This is a genomic window from Microbulbifer sp. MI-G (assembly GCF_030440425.1).
In the GTDB taxonomy this organism is placed as follows: Bacteria; Pseudomonadota; Gammaproteobacteria; order Pseudomonadales; family Cellvibrionaceae; genus Microbulbifer; species Microbulbifer spongiae.
In genome coordinates, this window is record NZ_CP098023.1 from 1,156,912 (window position 1) to 1,172,797 (window position 15,886).

The following is a 15,886-nucleotide window of genomic DNA, read 5'->3' on the forward strand; positions in this document are numbered from 1 at the left end:
GATAGATCTTTCCCGGCATCGTAGAGGGTCGAATTGCTATGCGACCAATGTCCTTGTGTAAATAGTGAGAGTTTGCTGGGCAATTTTTTCCCAGGTAAATTGTTCTCTTACGGTCTTGAGTCCACAACTTCCCATATCCCTGCTGAGTTCACGGTTGTGCAAAAGTCTCAGAATTGCATTTGTTAGGCCCTCTGATGACCCGGGCCTGGTTAATATCCCGGTGACGCCATCTTGAACAATGTAAGGTGTGCCGCCAACGTCAGACGCGATAAGCGGCAATCCCGACGCCATGGCTTCGAGCCCGGCAATACTCATTCCCTCCATAAAAGAAGGGAGTGAAGAGGCGTCTGCCCCCCTATAGATATCGGACATTTCCCGGTGGCTGACATTTCCTAAAAAGTGAGCATGTCCGGACTTTATTTTATTTTTTAAGATGTCTCTGATCCCGGCGGATTCACTGCCCTCGCCGGCGATGACTAGATGCAAACGGGAATCGTCGATGGCGGCAACAGCCTGGGCAAGGAAGCGTACCCCTTTCACTGGTTCGAGCCGGCAGCCGATAGCGATTATGTAGGCACTCTCGGGAATAGCCAGTCTAGTTCTTAAAGACGATTCACCTGGATGGAAGACGGAGGTGTCAACACCATTGCCAGTGAAAAGGATAGGCTTTTGGTAGCCGGTTTCCTTGGTTTTTTCGATCAGGATCTCACTGACAGCCAGTGTCGCTGAGGCGACCTCCAGCTGTCTCAGCATTTTCCTGCGGGTTTTCTCCCCTCCCTGTGCCCTCTTGATAAATGAAGAGGTGTGGTTGGTAAATATTACCGGGATGGATAATCCCCTGCAGGCATTCAAGGGGCGCATTCCGTGTACGTGAATGATATCTATCTGGTGTGCGCGGACTGTTTGCCGAATACGCCTTCGGAGCAGCCAGTCATACAGTAAATGGCTGTTGGGTAATGTGAGACGCTCTACGCTCACTCCGTCAAAATGGTCACGAAGGGGTATGTTACCGTCTGGTTTTCGGGTCAGTACCTGGACGTGATGACCGATCTTGACCAGTGCTTTGGAAAGTTCGAGTACATGTGTCTGAACTCCACCGATAGAGGGCGGGAATGTATTGCTGATCATTAAAATATTCATGGCAGCGTACAACAATTTAGCTGGCCGAGGAGGTATTGGCTACAGCGGAGATGACTGAGCGCGGCGGAACGGGGGTTCTGCCACGGGTTTGTGTGGCGCGCAGCGTCTAGCGGGCAGCATGTATTTCCACCAATCCCTAGTGGGGTTGTATGGCAGAATGCGTTTTTGTACCAGGGTCTCCCTCCTTGCGCAAGCGCTCAATCCACAGCGCGGTACCGCCCGCTACAGCGGCAGGCATCACGAAAATATTTAAAATCGGAACCATCTTGGCAAGCATGACGGTTCCGCCAAACGCGAGGCTGGTGAGTTTGCGGCGCCGCAGCACGCTTTTTAATTCATAGAAGGGGCGCTGGTGATTGTCCAGTGGGTAATCCACATATTGTATCGCCATGCACCATGCGCCCCAAAGCGCGGTGAGTACTGCGGGAAGAATGATGGTCCAACTGGTGACGGTGGCGATCAGGAAAATAACCAGACCCCAGGCAATAAAATATCCCAGCTTGCGCAATTCCCGCCCGAGTGTGCGCCAAACCATACTCAGCAGGGGTTCGGTCGGCGGCGCCTTGCCAGTCAGCAGCGCCTCCACTTTTTCCGCGAGCAGGCCGTTAAATGGAGCGGCGATGATATTTGTGATAATGCCAAACAGGTAGCCGTATACAAGCAGAAACAAGAACAGTACCAGCAGGGCAATGGTCCAGGCGAGCCAGCGAAACACACTGGCTGCCCAGGCGGCGCCCTTGGCCATGATTGTTTCCCACCAGGACATATTTTCGGTGTCAACCGGTGTGTGGGTGAGCAGGCTGCCAAGATAGTCGGTGAGGCCGCCGAGTTGCGAGATCATAATGGCGCTGATGACAATAAACAAAACAAGGTTGATCAGCAGTGGCACCAGAATAAAGGGTCGCAGCTCACGGCGGGTGATAAGGTGAGCACCGCGCAGCAAGGCGTCGATACCGTGTACAGGGTTGGAAGTCATACTGTTACCTCTTGCCAGCTGTCAGGAGCGGGCGCCGGCGGCTTTCAGGATTTCGCTGTAGCCGCCACCCAGACGGTGCTCATTGATGCGGGCCAACAGGGTTTTGCCATCCGGGCCCGGACAGTCCAGGTCCAGCCCCTGGGCTTGAAAAAGCTGTACAAAAGTGGCGAAGTTCTCTACCCGCATACTCCGATAAGCGCGCTCTAGAAGATGGTAATCCCGGTTAATGCCTTCAGGTGCCTCGCCAACCAGGAAACCGGCGATGCGTTTCTCATCAAAGAGTTCCCCTAGGACCTTTTGCTTGTCTTTTTTAAGGTTCAAAATCCAATCCTTATTTCATGCAATATGATATGCGGTAGTTCTGGCCAGCCAACCAGCAGGGTTTCTGCTATCGGCGCTCAAAGCAGGGCATCGAGCTTTTCCTTGAGAATCTTGTTGAGCATTTGCGGATTGGCCTGCCCACTGGAAGCTTTCATGATCCGACCAACAAAATAGCCCATCATTTTTGGCCGTTTGGCTTCGTCCGCCTTGCGGTAGTTTTCCACCTGCGTGCTGTTGGTTGCGATCACCTCATCCACCATTTTCTCGAGCGCACGGCTGTCGGATACCTGTGTGTAGCCATGTTTCTGGATGATCTCATCGGCCATGTCCGCGCTCTTTGTCATAGCTTCAAAGACTCGCTTTGCAATCTTGCTGGAAAGGGTATTGTCCTTGATACGCACAATGAGGCTGGCCAGTTGTTGTGGGGAAACCGGCGATTGGGAGATGGTGATCTCCTGGCGCTTCAGCAACGCGCTTATCTCTCCGGTAATCCAGTTGGCTGCCAGTTTGGGCGCATTGCAAGCCCTGCTGACGGTTTCGAAATAATCGGCAGTGGCGCGCTCCTGAGTGAGCAGGTTGGCATCGTAGGTGGAGAGTGAGTACTCGGACTGGAAGCGCGCGGCCTTGGCGTCAGGTAACTCGGGGAGCTGGACGCGGAGTTGTTCGATATAGTCGTCACTGAGTATAACCGGGAGTAAATCAGGGCAGGGGAAATAGCGGTAGTCATTGGCCACTTCCTTGCTGCGCAGTGAGCGTGTTTCATCTTTGTCGACGTCGTAGAGGCGGGTTTCCTGCACGATATTGCCACCGTCCTCCAGAATATCAATCTGGCGCTCAGCCTCCGCCCTGATGGCGCGTTCAACGAAACGGAAGGAGTTGATGTTTTTCAATTCCGTGCGTGTGCCCAACTCAGTTTCGCCTTTTGGCCGCAATGAGACGTTGGCGTCGCAACGCATGGAGCCCTGGGACATATCTCCGTCGGAAATGCCCAGATAGGTTACAACAGAGTGGATTTTTTTCAAAAAGGCAACCGCTTCGGTTGCACTGCGCATATCGGGTTCCGAGACGATTTCAATCAGAGGCGTGCCGGCGCGATTGAGATCGATACCAGTCATGCCGTGGAAGTCTTCGTGCAGAGATTTGCCGGCATCCTCCTCCAGATGGGCGTGGTGGAGACGCACGGTTTTGTTGCCGCCGTCTGCAAGATAGATTTCCACTTCACCGGCACCCACGATGGGCTGATTCAGCTGGGTGGTCTGGTAACCTTTGGGCAGATCCGGATAGAAATAGTTTTTGCGCTCAAAAACGGAGCGTTTGCCGATGCGTGCCTGCATGGCCAGGCCGAACATGACCGCGTAGCGGAAGGCCTCTTCATTGGGCACCGGCAGGGTACCCGGCATGGCCAGGTCGACGGCACAGGCCTGGGTATTGGGCTCTGAACCGAAGCGGGTGCTGGCACCGGAGAAGAGTTTCGACTTGGTGGATAGCTGGACGTGTACTTCCAGCCCGATCACAATTTCCCATTCCACGATGAAGACTCCTTTCCTTATACAGCGATAGCGCTGGCAGTGTGCCAGTTGGTGGCCTGCTGATAGCGGTGAGCGATATTGAGCATGCGCGCCTCATCCAGGTAGTTGCCTATGATTTGCAGGCCTACAGGCAAATTGTCAACCAATCCGCAGGGGATGGACATACCTGGCAGCCCCGCCAGGTTGGTGGCGATGGTGTAGATATCTTCCAGATACATAGCCACGGGGTCGGCACTTTTGGCACCCAGTTTAAAAGCCGGGGCGGGCGTAGTGGGTCCCATAATCACATCTACTTGCTCGAAAGCGCTGGCAAAGTCCTGTTTGATCAGGCGGCGCACCTGTTGAGCCTTGTTGTAATAGGCATCGTAATAGCCCGCGGACAGCGCATAGGTGCCGACCAGAATGCGGCGTTGCACCTCCTCGCCGAAGCCCTCGCCGCGGGAGCGTCTGTACAGGTCGCGCAAATCCTCAGGAGTCTGGCAACGATATCCGTAGCGTACCCCGTCGAAACGGGACAGGTTGGCGGAGGCTTCTGCCGGCGCGATCACATAGTAAGCGGGAATCGCCAGCTTGCTGTGGGGCAGGCTGATGTCCAGCAATTGTGCCCCGAGCCGCTCGTACTCCCGGAGGGCTTCCTGTATGCAGGCAGCGGTGCGGGGGTTTAGTCCCTCCCCAAAGTACTCGGTGGGAATGCCGATCTTGAGCCCGGTAAGGGCATTATTCAGACCTTTGCCAAAGTCGCTTTGTGGTCGATTCAGGCTGGTGGAATCCCTGGGGTCGTAACCGGCCATGGCGGAGAGGAGGTAGGCTGCATCCTCGGCGGTGCGCGCAATGGGTCCGGCCTGATCCAGGCTGGAGGCATAGGCTACAATACCCCAGCGTGAAACGCGTCCGTAGGTGGGCTTCAGGCCGGTGGTATTGGTCAGGGCGGCCGGCTGGCGGATAGAGCCGCCGGTGTCGGTTGCGGTAGAACCTGGTACCAGCAGAGCCGCCACAGCCGCGGCAGAACCCCCGGAGGAGCCGCCGGGGACACAGCTGGTGTTCCAGGGGTTTTTTACCGGGCCGTAGTAGCTGCTTTCACTGGAGGAGCCCATGGCGAACTCATCCATATTGGTTTTCCCCAGGGTGACCGCGCCTGCCGCATTCAACTTTTCGACAATGGTGGCATCGTAGGGGGGCACAAAATTATCCAGCATTTTAGAAGCGCAACTGGTGCGCACGCCGCTGGTGCAGATAATATCCTTGTGGGCGATGGGTATGCCACACAGCGCCGGTGCTTCCCCGCCGGCCAGGCGCTGGTCGGCAGCTTTGGCCTGGGTCAGGGCCCGCTCTTCGGTCACCGTGATAAAACTGTTGAATCCACTGTCCAGCTGCTGAATGCGGTCGAGTAAATGGCGGGTAAGTTCGGTACTGGAAAACACCTTTCTCCGCAGTCCGAGGATGATCTCGGCGATAGTGAGCTGATGCATAGTATTCCTTTTAGACTCTAAACAAACCGGGGACTGGGGATTGTCGGGCGGAGTTTGTTGATAAAACCCATTCAATCGATCACTTTGGGCACCAGATACAGACCCTCCTCTGTCTGCGGCGCCAGGGCGAGAAACTCTTTGCGCCTGTCGGATTCCGTCACGGCGTCAATGCGCAGCGTTTGTTCCTCTTCCAGAGGATGTGCCATGGGTGCGATGCCGTCGGTATTGACTGCCTGTAACTGATCCACCAGTTGCAGGACCTCGCCGAGACGGTGGCTGACCTCTTCCAGGGTTTCTTCGGATATGTCAATGCGGGCCAGTTCCGCCAGCTTCTCTACGGTTTGCGTATCCACAGCCATGGCGATGAAGCTCCTCCTGTTGGGTTGCGAATCGAAGACCGTTGCGCCGGACTTCGGGCAGGGCCGGTCAATTTAGCACAATGAGCCGTCATTCTCATCGACTGCGGTGCCCATGGCCGGTTGTCATCGATTGGCCCGGCTTCAGCCTTGCTCTGAGTCGGTGCGGTTGTTAGAGTTTGCCGAATCCCGCCGGGCGGTGGGAGATTCCGGTCAGTTGTGTAAATCCCGGCCTGAAATGCGGCTCGGAACTCAGATTTATTCAGGTAGACTAACTAAAATTTCCAGCCATAAAATTAGCCGCATTTGCCGTGCCCGGCCCGGGGGCTGACTAAGACTACAAGGTAATCGAATTCCATGTTTAAACGTTTGCGGGGTATGTTTTCCAGTGATCTCTCCATCGACCTGGGGACCGCCAATACGTTGATTTACGTTCGCGATCGCGGCGTTGTACTCGACGAGCCCTCCGTTGTCGCTATCCGTCATTACAATGGCCAGAAAATCGTTGAGGCCGTGGGTGTTGAAGCCAAGCGAATGCTGGGCCGTACTCCCGGTAATATCTCCGCAATCCGCCCCTTGAAGGATGGCGTCATCGCCGATTTTCAGGTTACGGAAAAAATGTTGCAGCATTTTATCAAGAAAGTGCATGAAAACAGTTGGATGCGCCCGAGCCCGCGGGTACTGGTGTGCGTGCCCTGCCAGTCTACTGAAGTGGAACGTCGCGCGATCCGTGAATCCGCCCTGGGTGCCGGTGCCCGGGAAGTGTCCCTGATTGAGGAGCCCATGGCGGCGGCGATAGGTGCCGGTTTGAATGTGGAAGAAGCCAGCGGTTCAATGGTGGTGGATATCGGCGGTGGCACCACTGAGATCGCGATTATCTCGCTCAATGGCGTCGTCTACTCAGATTCGGTCCGCATCGGCGGTGACCGTTTCGATGAGGCCATCGTGAATTATGTGCGCCGCAACTACGGCAGTGTAATCGGTGATGCCACTGCAGAGCGGATCAAAGAGGAGATCGGTTGTGCTTATGCGGGCAGTGAAGTGCGCGAAATCGATGTGCGCGGACGCAACCTGGCCGAAGGGGTGCCACGCAGCTTTACCCTGAATTCCGATGAAATTCTCGAAGCCCTGCAGGAGCCTCTCACCGGCATCGTGCAGGCGGTGAAAAGTGCCCTTGAGCAGTCTCCTCCGGAACTGGCCTCCGATATCGCTGAGCGGGGTATGGTACTGACCGGTGGCGGTGCCCTATTGCGCGATCTGGATCGCCTGCTAATGGAAGAGTCCGGTCTGCCGGTGATTGTTGCCGACGACCCGCTCACCTGTGTGGCCCGCGGCGGTGGCAAGGCGCTGGATATGCTGGATCGGAGCCGTCTGTATCTAATGTCGAACTGATAAATCTGATGTCACTTTAAACGCTCTGCATAGCTGCCGGTGGCCAGTGACACAGTTTGAACGACATCCGGTCTATGGTGACACCAATTTTCATTGACCTGTACAAAGGGAGCTGCTTTTGAAACCGCTGTTTACCCGCGGCCCCTCCCCTGAGTTTCGCCTGCTGCTACTGGGCTTGCTGGCGGTGGTACTCATTGCAGCGGATCACTATACGAATTGGCTCCAGTCCACCCGTGAGCGTCTCTTTGGGTTTGTTGCGCCAATGTACTGGCTCACCGGTGCACCGGAGCGTGTGGGTGAATGGGCAGGTGAACAGCTTCGCTCCCGGGAAGAGCTGCTGGAAGAAAACAGCCGCCTCAAGCGTCAGGTGCTATTGCTGGAACAGCGCAGCCAACTGCTGGCGGCGGTGAAGGCGGAGAATACCCAGCTTAAGGAATTGATGAATGCAGCGGAAATGGTCGACGACCGGGTTTTGGTGGCCCAGGTGATCGGCATTTCTCCCGACCCGCTCGAGCATGTGCTGCTGATTGACAAAGGCCGGGATGATGGCCTCGATGTGGGTACACCGGTTATGGACGCCAGCGGTCTGCTCGGGCAGGTGATTGAGGCGGGGGATGCATTCTCCCGGGTTCTTCTGATCACAGATGCCAGCCACGCCATTCCCGTGCAGCTGCTGCGTAACAGTATGCGCTCTGTAGCGGAGGGCACGGGGGATCTCTACCATCTCAAGCTGCGCCACCTGGCCACGACCAGCGACATCCGCGAGGGGGATCTCCTGCTCAGCTCCGGCCTTGGTGGCCGCTTTCCTGCGGGTTACCCGGTGGGTGAGGTGATTTCAGTAACGCGGGACCCCGGCCGGCCCTTTGCCGAGGCGGAAGTGCTGCCGCGCGGACGCATGAATCGCAGCCGTTTTGTACTGGCCGTCATTGGTGACAAGGGGCAGGGTCTTGCAGGCGAATAATCGTTGGTTTGTCGCCGCCACCATTTTTTTGTCGCTGCTGCTTACTGTGATGCCCCTGCCGCAGCAATGGCTCTGGTTCCGGCCGGCTTTTCCCGCCCTGCTGGTCATTTTCTGGATTACCCAGCTACCCCAGGCCCTGGGTGTGGGCTTTGCCTGGATGGTGGGTATCCTTGAAGACTTGGCCACAGGGGCCAGTTTTGGTACTCACGCCCTGGCCCTGGCAGTACTGGCCTATTTCAGCCTGTTGACCTACCAGCGCACCAGGGCCTTTAATCCACTGCAACAATTGCTGTGGGTCTTTGTACTGGTTGGTATCAATCAAGTTGTGGGCAATTGGGTGCATGGTTTGGAAGGGAAAACGGTGCCGGGATTGACCTTTCTCTGGCCAGCGCTCACCACAGCACTACTCTGGCCCTGGGTAGCACCACTGTTGCGGGGCATGTCCAGGCGTCTGGGTATTCGCTGACCAAAAAGTCAGCTGTAAAGCAGAGTAAAATTTCGATCAAAATTTAAACACTTCCGCTATAATCAGCCGCTGGCCCACAGGGAATATGCAGTAGAGTGACGAATACTAGCACCGCAAACCGTCTACTTCTCGCCTCGGGATCACCGCGCCGGGCACAATTGCTCACCCAGATTGGGGTTCCGTTTTCTCAATTTATCCCCTCGGTAGCGGAGCAGCGGCAGCGCACAGAGAGTCCCCAGGACTATATTCAGCGCCTGGCCCATGATAAAGCCGAGGCTGGCCTGCTGGCGGCTTCGACCCCTCCAGAACTCTGGGCCCTGGGCGTCGACACGGTGGTGCTTGCCGGGGAGACCGTGTTGGAGAAGCCCCGGGATTACAGTAATTTTGAATCCATGATGCTGGCTCTGTCGGGGGTTGAACACTCCACCTTGAGTGCCATTTGCCTGCGCAGTAAAAGGAGACAGTTCAGCCGCCTGGTGGAGACACGGGTGCGCTTTCGGCACCTGTCCAGAGTGCAGATCCAAGCTTACTGGCGCACCGGTGAACCTGTGGACAAGGCCGGTGGGTATGGCATTCAGGGAATGGGTGCTGCGCTGGTGGAATCCATTAGTGGCAGTTACAGCAATGTGGTTGGCCTGCCGCTGGAAGCCCTGGTCCCCATGCTGGAGCACGCCGGGATTCCCTACTGGCAGGGGACCCGGCTTTGAGTGAGGAACTGTTGATTAATGTCGCGCCCACAGAAACCCGCGTTGCGGTGGTGGAGAACGGTGTTTTGCAAGAAGTGTACCTGGAGCGCAGTGCGCGCCGAGGTATTGTTGGCAATATTTATAAGGGCAAGGTGATCCGTGTACTGCCGGGTATGCAAGCAGCCTTCGTGGACATTGGCTTGGAGCGCGCCGGGTTTATCCACGCCTCGGATATTGCGCCGCTGGATGACGAGGGGATGGAAGCGCGTGACTCGGAGGTGGCAGATATTCGCGCACTGGTGCGCGAGGGCCAGCCTCTGGTCATACAGGTGGTCAAGGACCCAATCAGTAGCAAAGGTGCACGACTTACCACCCATCTGTCGGTATCCGCACGTTACCTCGTATATATGCCGCAAACCCGCCATATCGGGATTTCCAACCGAATTGAGGGGGAAGATGAGCGCGAACGGTTGCGCCAGTTGGTTGAGGCGGCCTCATCCCAGCTTGCCCAGGATGGGCTCTCAGCGGATGGTGGTTTTATTGTACGCACGGTGGCCGAAGGGGTGAGCGGGGAAGAGCTGCTGCGGGATATCCCGTTTCTCTACAAACTGTGGGCGGAATTGGAGCAGAATATCAAGGTGCGGCCGGTACCGTCGGTCATCTACGAGGACCTGCCGTTGTCTATGCGCGCGCTGCGCGATCTTGCGCGCCCTTACACAGAAAAGATCCGCATAGACTCCCGCGAGGCCCACGGTCGAGCGGCGGAGTTTGCCGGCAAGTATGCGCCGGAAATTGCGGGCCGCTTGGAGCACTATCCCGGCGAGCGTCCCCTGTTTGACCTGTACGGTGTAGAGGAGGAGATAGGGCGGGCACTGCAAAATACAGTGACTTTGAAGTCCGGCGGTTACCTGATCATCGAACAGACAGAAGCGATGAGCACTATCGACGTCAATACGGGCGCATTTGTCGGTCACCGCAATCTGGAAGAGACAATCTTCAAGACCAATCTGGAAGCCGCTACTGCGATCGCCCGCCAGTTGCGCCTGCGCAACCTGGGGGGGATCATTATTATCGATTTTATCGATATGAAAGATGCCGAGCACCAGCGCCAGGTATTGCGGACACTTGAGAAGACGCTGGAGCGGGATCATGCGAAATCCAGTATCACCGGTGTTTCCGAACTGGGGCTGGTCGAAATGACCCGCAAGCGGACGCGGGAATCCCTGGGCCAGATACTGTGTGAGCCCTGCCCCGTTTGTAAGGGCCGCGGTACGTTGAAAAGTGCGGAAACGGTATGTTTCGAGATATTCCGGGAGATTATCCGCGAGGCGAGAGCTTACGACAGCGAAAAGATCATGGTGCTGGCAAGCCAAGTGGTTATCGACCTGTTACTGGATGAGGAATCGGCCAATGTCGCCGATCTGGAAGAATTTATCAGCCGCCCCATACAGTTTCAGGTTGAACCCATCTACAACCAGGAGCAGTACGATATTGTGCTCGTCTAGCCTTCGTCTGCGCGTGCTTTCGTTGCGCTACACCAAGGGTGCAGGGGCTTGCCGCTGCCCGGTGCTGGGGAGGCATTGCTGATGGTTGTGGTGCGCTGGCTCGCGAGAAAGTTCTGGCTTCTGATAGTCAGCCTGGTAATCGTTCTGGCAATCACTGTGCAAACCGGACGTCTGTTGTCCCCCCAGGTGGAGAACTACCGGCCGCAAATCAGTCACTGGCTTTCCAATCGTCTGGGTGTGCCGGTGCAGATGGAACGTATCTCTCTGCGCTGGGAGGCCCTGGAAGTCGCATTGCAATTGGATGGGTTGCGCCTCGGCAGCAATGGAGAACTGCGTATGGAGCGCGGTCTCTTTCAATTGGATTTGCTTGCCACTTTGTGGAACCGGGAGCTGGTATGGAAGGATCTGCAAATACATACTTTTGCGGCTGGTCTTATTCGCGATAAACAGGGGGAATGGCGACTCGACGGTTTCCCGGGCATTTCCCTAAAGTCCGGTGGCGACCTCACAACAGGCCCGAGTGCCGCGGACCCTGCACGTATTTTTCAACTCAGCCCCAAAATCCAGATACGCGATGCGGCGATCACCGTACAACTCCCGGACAGCCAATTGGCCGAGATCAGCCTGCCCCAGATCCAGCTGGAGCATCGGGGTGACTTCCGCCGCCTTATCGCCCGCGCCTTTATCTCCCGCGAGGGCGAGCACAAGCGGGTTGATTCGGAGACATTGCGGTTGGTTCTTGAGGGGCGCGGTAATCCCCGAGAGAAAAGACATTTCTCTCTGCGCGGTTACTTGCAGTTGAATGAGCTGCTGATTGATGACGATATCGTCACACTTTTGCATGAACTCACACCATTGCCGGATCGCTTCCACTGGCGCGGCCGCAAGTGGGCGGACGGGCGCCTGTGGCTGCAGAAAGATGCTGATAATGGGTATCGTCTGTTGGGGCGCGTGGATCTTGCCCAGGTGGAGAACCTGGAAAAAGCCCTGGGAACGAAACAGGGTACTGCAACCGATAGCGACCGGATTATGGCTCCACTGCGGGCCTTTTCCGGGGATATATCCGGGCGCTGGCTGCCCGGCGAACTCTGGCAGTTGACCCTGCAGGATATACAGATCGGGTGGCAGAACCTGCAGATGCCGCCACTCAACCTGCAGGTGAGTAGTGACCGGCACGGGCTGGCCCTGGCGGCGGATGTGATTGAACTGGGAGGCTGGCGCGAAATCGTCAAGCGGTTGGAACTTCTGGATGGCGTGGCCGATGACTGGCTGCGTGCTCTGGAGCCCAGTGGCCAGCTGCACCGGGTGCAACTACTGCAGAATACGGAGGGGGGGGGTATCCGCCTGATCGCTAACCTGCGAGATATCAGCACCCGGGCATTCCGGGGTGCCCCCGCAGTGTCTGACCTGAGTGGCTATCTGGAACTCAATGGCGCTGATGGTCGGGTGGAGTTGGATGGTACCGCGCTGGGGGTCGATTTTCCCACTTTGTACGCCAAGGCTTTCTCTTTCGAGCGGGCCAGCGGTACCGTGGCTTGGGCCGTGGAAAAGGAAGCGAATGAGGTCAGCGTGCTTTCGGGGCCTCTGCAGCTGGACAGTGCCCTGGGTGAGGTCAAGGGGCAGTTTTTGCTGGCATTGCCTTTTCAGGCACAAAGTCGCGCAACGGATTTTGTCTTGGCTTTGTCGCTGCGCGATGCGCCGGCCTCGGCACAGAAACTGTTGGTGCCCAAGACGGTCAGTGGGGATCTGCGCAGCTGGTTAAATAAGGGCTTGGGTACGAACAATCCCGGACGCGTGGAGAGCGCCGCATTTATCTACCGCGGCAGCAGCTATTCAAAACAGGGCAAAAGTGATGCCCTGAGGGCACTGGGGGCCCATAACAAGCGCCAGACTGTGCAATTGGTGGCAGATTTTGCCGATGGCAGCCTGAAATATGCTGACGACTGGCCCTCTGCCAGGGACGTAGAGGGCCGCCTACTGGTCAATGACGGTACTGTACTGGTCAATGCCAATCGGGCCGCACTGTGGGATATCGATGCCAGTGACATTCTTGTAGGGGTCACACCACTACCGGGCAAAGGTTCCCAGTTGGACGTGAAAGCCCAATTATCAGGCCCTGCTGCCGATGGTTTGCGCCTGCTGCAGGAATCGCCACTGCGCCAACAATTGGGCAGTGCCTTTGATGATTGGCAAATGAGGGGTGATATCCAGGGGGGGATCAGCCTGTCCCAGCCCCTTGGAGGTGGTGCCCTGTCTCCCAGCCAGCGGGTTGAACTGCAATTGCACCATGGGGAGCTGCTGTTGCAAGACCTGCGATTGCACGCCAGAGCCTTGCACGGGGATATCGTCTACGACAGCGGTAACGGGCTTGCTGGAACACGGTTGGACGGCAAACTCTGGGGGCGGCCGATCGCCGCGCATATCCGCCATTTTGGCGAGGGGAATTTACGCGATACCCAGATTGTTGTGGATGGTAGTGCTACCGCTGAGTCTATCGCCGCCTGGGGCAGGCGGCCGGAGCTTGATTGGCTGGATGGTGTTCTGGATTACCAGGCATTGGTCACTATTCCCGCTAAAGAAAAGGGAGCGCCCTATGCTGCGATTTTCGAGCTGACATCCAATTTGGCCGGTGTGGCGGTTAACCTGCCGCAGCCGCTGGGAAAAGCGGCCCAGAGCGAAACAAATTTCGTACTGCGCGCACCGATTGGCACGCAGGGCAGCCTGTTTCACCTGGATTATGGTGAGCACCTGCAGGGGCAGTTCTGGTTGGTAGAGGGTGTTCTGGACCGCGCGGCTATCGCTTTGAATGCCGAGGCAAAATTACCCGCGCAGCGGGGGCTGGCGATCACTGGAGACATATCCAGTATCGATTTGCCGCGCTGGCAAAAGCAGTTGGATGTCTATTTCAAGGAGGGGGATGCTCCATCTAGTCTAACTGGGGAAGTGAGTAAAAACTGTATATCTGACCAGAGCCCGGAATGTGCCGATCGTGACGGTGGTTCCATTGTAAAAACTGCACCCACATCGCTGCCGGTTAGCCTTGATCTCAGCACCGACCGCCTGCAGCTGGGCGCGGTTGATATTGAACATATCCATATCACCGGGCAAAGTGTCGGCACCAAATGGCAGCTGGATTTTGACAGTGAAATGGCGGCGGGCAATATTGCCGGGGTGCTGGATAAGGAGGTGCCGCTGCGATTGCAGTTGGCCCATTTGCGTCTACCAGCCCCGAAGCAGGGAGAGGAATTGTCCAACAATACACCTGTCCCGCACCCCTTCCTTGAACAGAGAGAAGATCCCTGGGCAGATTTTGATTTTGAAAGTTTGCCCGCCATCGACTTCAGTGCAGAGAACCTGCAACTGGGTGACGAGGCGCTGGGGCGCTGGTCCTTTCGCGTGCGGCCCTCATCGGACCGCCTCGTATTGAGCGATATCCGCGGAGCAGTGCGCGGCTTGCGCCTGGAAGGACGTGGTACCGGGGAGGCACGCCTCGGGGCTCAGCTGATGTGGATGCGCGATGTCGAGGGCAACAGTGCCTCCCAGTTTATCGGTCGCCTGGTTGCCGATGACCTCGCCGATATCCAGCGCTCCATGGGACACCAGCCCCTGATTGAAAGTAAATCCGCCAGCTTCGATACCGCCTTGCGCTGGGATGGTTCACCGGTGCAGGTGAAGGGCAGTCTGCTCTCAGGGACTTTAAAAATTGACATCAGGGATGGCCGTTTCCTGCGTTCCACAGGCACAGCGGGCTCCACGGTGTTGCGTTTGTTATCCCTGTTTAACTTTGACACCTGGGCGCGCCGTTTGCGACTGGATTTCTCCGATCTGTATAAAAGTGGCATGGCCTTTGACCGGGTTCGCGGTGAAGTGGTGTTCGAGGGAGATGGCCAACTGTTGATCGCAGTGCCGATTCAGGTGGAGGGACCCACCAGTGAACTGCAGATGGCGGGCAGGGTCAACTTGCTGAAAGAGGATCTGGATCTCACTCTGGTGGCAACGCTGCCAGTGGGCAACAATCTCGCCCTGGTCGCCGCGTTGGCCGGCAATCTTCCCGCCGCTGCGGGAGTTTACCTGATCAGTAAGGCTTTTAAGAAGCAGGTAAATAAAATGGCCAGTGTCAGTTATCGTATCAGCGGCGACTGGGCCGAGCCGCAAATCCGTTATGACAGGCTCTTTGATGGTGATGGTGCCAAGCGTGAGGGCGTGATCTCCGGGCAGCAGCAGAATCCACCACCAGGGGAGCAAGCGGGCACCGGCGGCCGGTAATTGCACCAAGACGGTTAACCCGGTAATCCGTTGCGTTTTCCATAACTGGGCGCATAGCTGCTCTTGCATGCCTGGCGCGGTTGGCTGGGGTTTTTATACTTTCAACGGGTTGCCCCAACCTGCAGTCAACAGGGACACTGCCGTATGCCTCCACTGGGGGTACAGCCAGGGAAATCCCCGCCGATATGGGCTGCCAGTATTTTCACTGAACTGGCACCATCTGCCACACTCTAACTCTAGGGTAATGGCTAAACACTGAAGAGAGGAGTTTCCACGATGGAGAAGTCCCGTGTACTTGGTCCGCTGCTGGTTGCAGTTCTGGCGGTTTCAGCCTGTTCCGAGGCTGATGAGCGGCAAACCCAGACCATGACAGTGGATGAAGCCAAGGTGCGTATCAGCGAGGGCAAAGACTTGGAGCAGATACCAAAATCGGTCTGGAAGCAACTTTTGCCGGAAGACCGGTACAAGGTGCTTTGGGAGAAGGATACAGAGCGGGCTTATAGTGGCAAGTTACTTTACAACAATGAAGAGGGGGTGTATGTCACTGCAGGTTGTCGCCTGCCGGTGTTCAGTTCGGCGCAAAAGTATAAATCCGGTACAGGCTGGCCCAGTTTCTGGGATGTGGCCTACCCGGAAAATATTGTCCTGAAAGATGATTTTAGCTGGGGCTTGAGGCGTACCGAAGTGTTGTCCAAATGTGGTGAGCACCTGGGACATGTCTTTAAGGATGGACCCGCACCGACCAATCTGCGTTACTGCCTGAACTCCCTGGCACTGGATTTCGAGCCGGCCATGGAAAAAAAGCCGTAGTGTCGATTG

General features: G+C 56.6%; 13 protein-coding genes. 7 read left to right on the top strand and 6 right to left on the bottom strand.

Annotated features, from left to right (window positions below; translation table 11 throughout):
• Positions 1 to 36: 36 nt before the first annotated feature.
• The 6 genes from M8T91_RS04765 to gatC form a co-directional block, all read right to left on the bottom strand.
• Positions 37 to 1,128, bottom strand: a complete 1,092-nt coding sequence (locus M8T91_RS04765; RefSeq protein ID WP_301417328.1) for a glycosyltransferase family 4 protein — start codon at positions 1,126 to 1,128, stop codon at positions 37 to 39.
• A gap of 148 nt (positions 1,129 to 1,276) precedes the next feature.
• A complete protein-coding gene (cysZ, locus tag M8T91_RS04770; protein ID WP_301417329.1) occupies positions 1,277 to 2,116 on the bottom strand; it encodes a sulfate transporter CysZ in 840 nt (279 codons plus the stop codon).
• Between the two features lie 21 nt (positions 2,117 to 2,137).
• On the bottom strand, positions 2,138 to 2,437 hold the full coding sequence (locus M8T91_RS04775) for a PA4642 family protein (protein ID WP_301417331.1): 300 nt from the start codon (positions 2,435 to 2,437) through the stop codon (positions 2,138 to 2,140).
• Between the two features lie 77 nt (positions 2,438 to 2,514).
• A complete protein-coding gene (gene gatB, locus M8T91_RS04780; protein ID WP_301417333.1) occupies positions 2,515 to 3,966 on the bottom strand; it encodes an Asp-tRNA(Asn)/Glu-tRNA(Gln) amidotransferase subunit GatB in 1,452 nt (483 codons plus the stop codon).
• A gap of 17 nt (positions 3,967 to 3,983) precedes the next feature.
• Positions 3,984 to 5,435 (bottom strand): Asp-tRNA(Asn)/Glu-tRNA(Gln) amidotransferase subunit GatA, encoded by a 1,452-nt coding sequence (gene gatA, locus M8T91_RS04785; protein ID WP_301417335.1) that lies wholly within the window; start codon positions 5,433 to 5,435, stop codon positions 3,984 to 3,986.
• A gap of 71 nt (positions 5,436 to 5,506) precedes the next feature.
• The gene (gene gatC, locus M8T91_RS04790; RefSeq protein ID WP_301417337.1) at positions 5,507 to 5,794 is read right to left on the bottom strand and encodes an Asp-tRNA(Asn)/Glu-tRNA(Gln) amidotransferase subunit GatC; all 288 of its coding nucleotides are present in this window, start codon (positions 5,792 to 5,794) and stop codon (positions 5,507 to 5,509) included.
• 354 nt (positions 5,795 to 6,148) lie between these two features.
• Here gatC and M8T91_RS04795 point away from each other — a divergent pair, with 354 nt between their 5' ends.
• The 7 genes from M8T91_RS04795 to msrB all read left to right on the top strand — a co-directional run bounded on the left by M8T91_RS04795 (position 6,149) and on the right by msrB (position 15,877).
• The gene (locus M8T91_RS04795) at positions 6,149 to 7,183 is read left to right on the top strand and encodes a rod shape-determining protein (RefSeq protein WP_301417339.1); all 1,035 of its coding nucleotides are present in this window, start codon (positions 6,149 to 6,151) and stop codon (positions 7,181 to 7,183) included.
• Between the two features lie 118 nt (positions 7,184 to 7,301).
• The gene (gene mreC / locus M8T91_RS04800; protein ID WP_301417341.1) at positions 7,302 to 8,144 is read left to right on the top strand and encodes a rod shape-determining protein MreC; all 843 of its coding nucleotides are present in this window, start codon (positions 7,302 to 7,304) and stop codon (positions 8,142 to 8,144) included.
• Positions 8,131 to 8,610 (top strand): rod shape-determining protein MreD, encoded by a 480-nt coding sequence (gene mreD / locus M8T91_RS04805; protein ID WP_301417344.1) that lies wholly within the window; start codon positions 8,131 to 8,133, stop codon positions 8,608 to 8,610. Before mreC ends, mreD begins: the two co-directional genes overlap by 14 nt.
• A 95-nt stretch (positions 8,611 to 8,705) precedes the next feature.
• The gene (locus tag M8T91_RS04810; protein WP_301417346.1) at positions 8,706 to 9,317 is read left to right on the top strand and encodes a Maf family protein; all 612 of its coding nucleotides are present in this window, start codon (positions 8,706 to 8,708) and stop codon (positions 9,315 to 9,317) included.
• Positions 9,314 to 10,801, top strand: a complete 1,488-nt coding sequence (gene rng, locus M8T91_RS04815) for a ribonuclease G (RefSeq protein ID WP_301417348.1) — start codon at positions 9,314 to 9,316, stop codon at positions 10,799 to 10,801. Before M8T91_RS04810 ends, rng begins: the two co-directional genes overlap by 4 nt.
• A gap of 48 nt (positions 10,802 to 10,849) precedes the next feature.
• Positions 10,850 to 15,067: a YhdP family protein gene (locus M8T91_RS04820; RefSeq protein WP_301417349.1), complete on the top strand. Its 4,218-nt coding sequence runs from the start codon at positions 10,850 to 10,852 to the stop codon at positions 15,065 to 15,067.
• Between the two features lie 276 nt (positions 15,068 to 15,343).
• Positions 15,344 to 15,877: a peptide-methionine (R)-S-oxide reductase MsrB gene (gene msrB, locus M8T91_RS04825; protein WP_301417351.1), complete on the top strand. Its 534-nt coding sequence runs from the start codon at positions 15,344 to 15,346 to the stop codon at positions 15,875 to 15,877.
• Positions 15,878 to 15,886 lie beyond the last annotated feature (9 nt).

What these genes read in the sequence shown, in the direction of transcription:
- M8T91_RS04765 (WP_301417328.1), bottom strand. Translation starts at nt 1,128, where the DNA reads ATGATCAGCAATACATTCCCGCCCTCTATCGGTGGAGTTCAGACACAT.
- cysZ (WP_301417329.1), bottom strand. Translation starts at nt 2,116, where the DNA reads ATGACTTCCAACCCTGTACACGGTATCGACGCCTTGCTGCGCGGTGCT.
- gatA (WP_301417335.1), bottom strand. Translation starts at nt 5,435, where the DNA reads ATGCATCAGCTCACTATCGCCGAGATCATCCTCGGACTGCGGAGAAAG.
- gatC (WP_301417337.1), bottom strand. Translation starts at nt 5,794, where the DNA reads ATGGCTGTGGATACGCAAACCGTAGAGAAGCTGGCGGAACTGGCCCGC.
- M8T91_RS04795 (WP_301417339.1), top strand. Translation starts at nt 6,149, where the DNA reads ATGTTTAAACGTTTGCGGGGTATGTTTTCCAGTGATCTCTCCATCGAC.
- msrB (WP_301417351.1), top strand. Translation starts at nt 15,344, where the DNA reads ATGGAGAAGTCCCGTGTACTTGGTCCGCTGCTGGTTGCAGTTCTGGCG.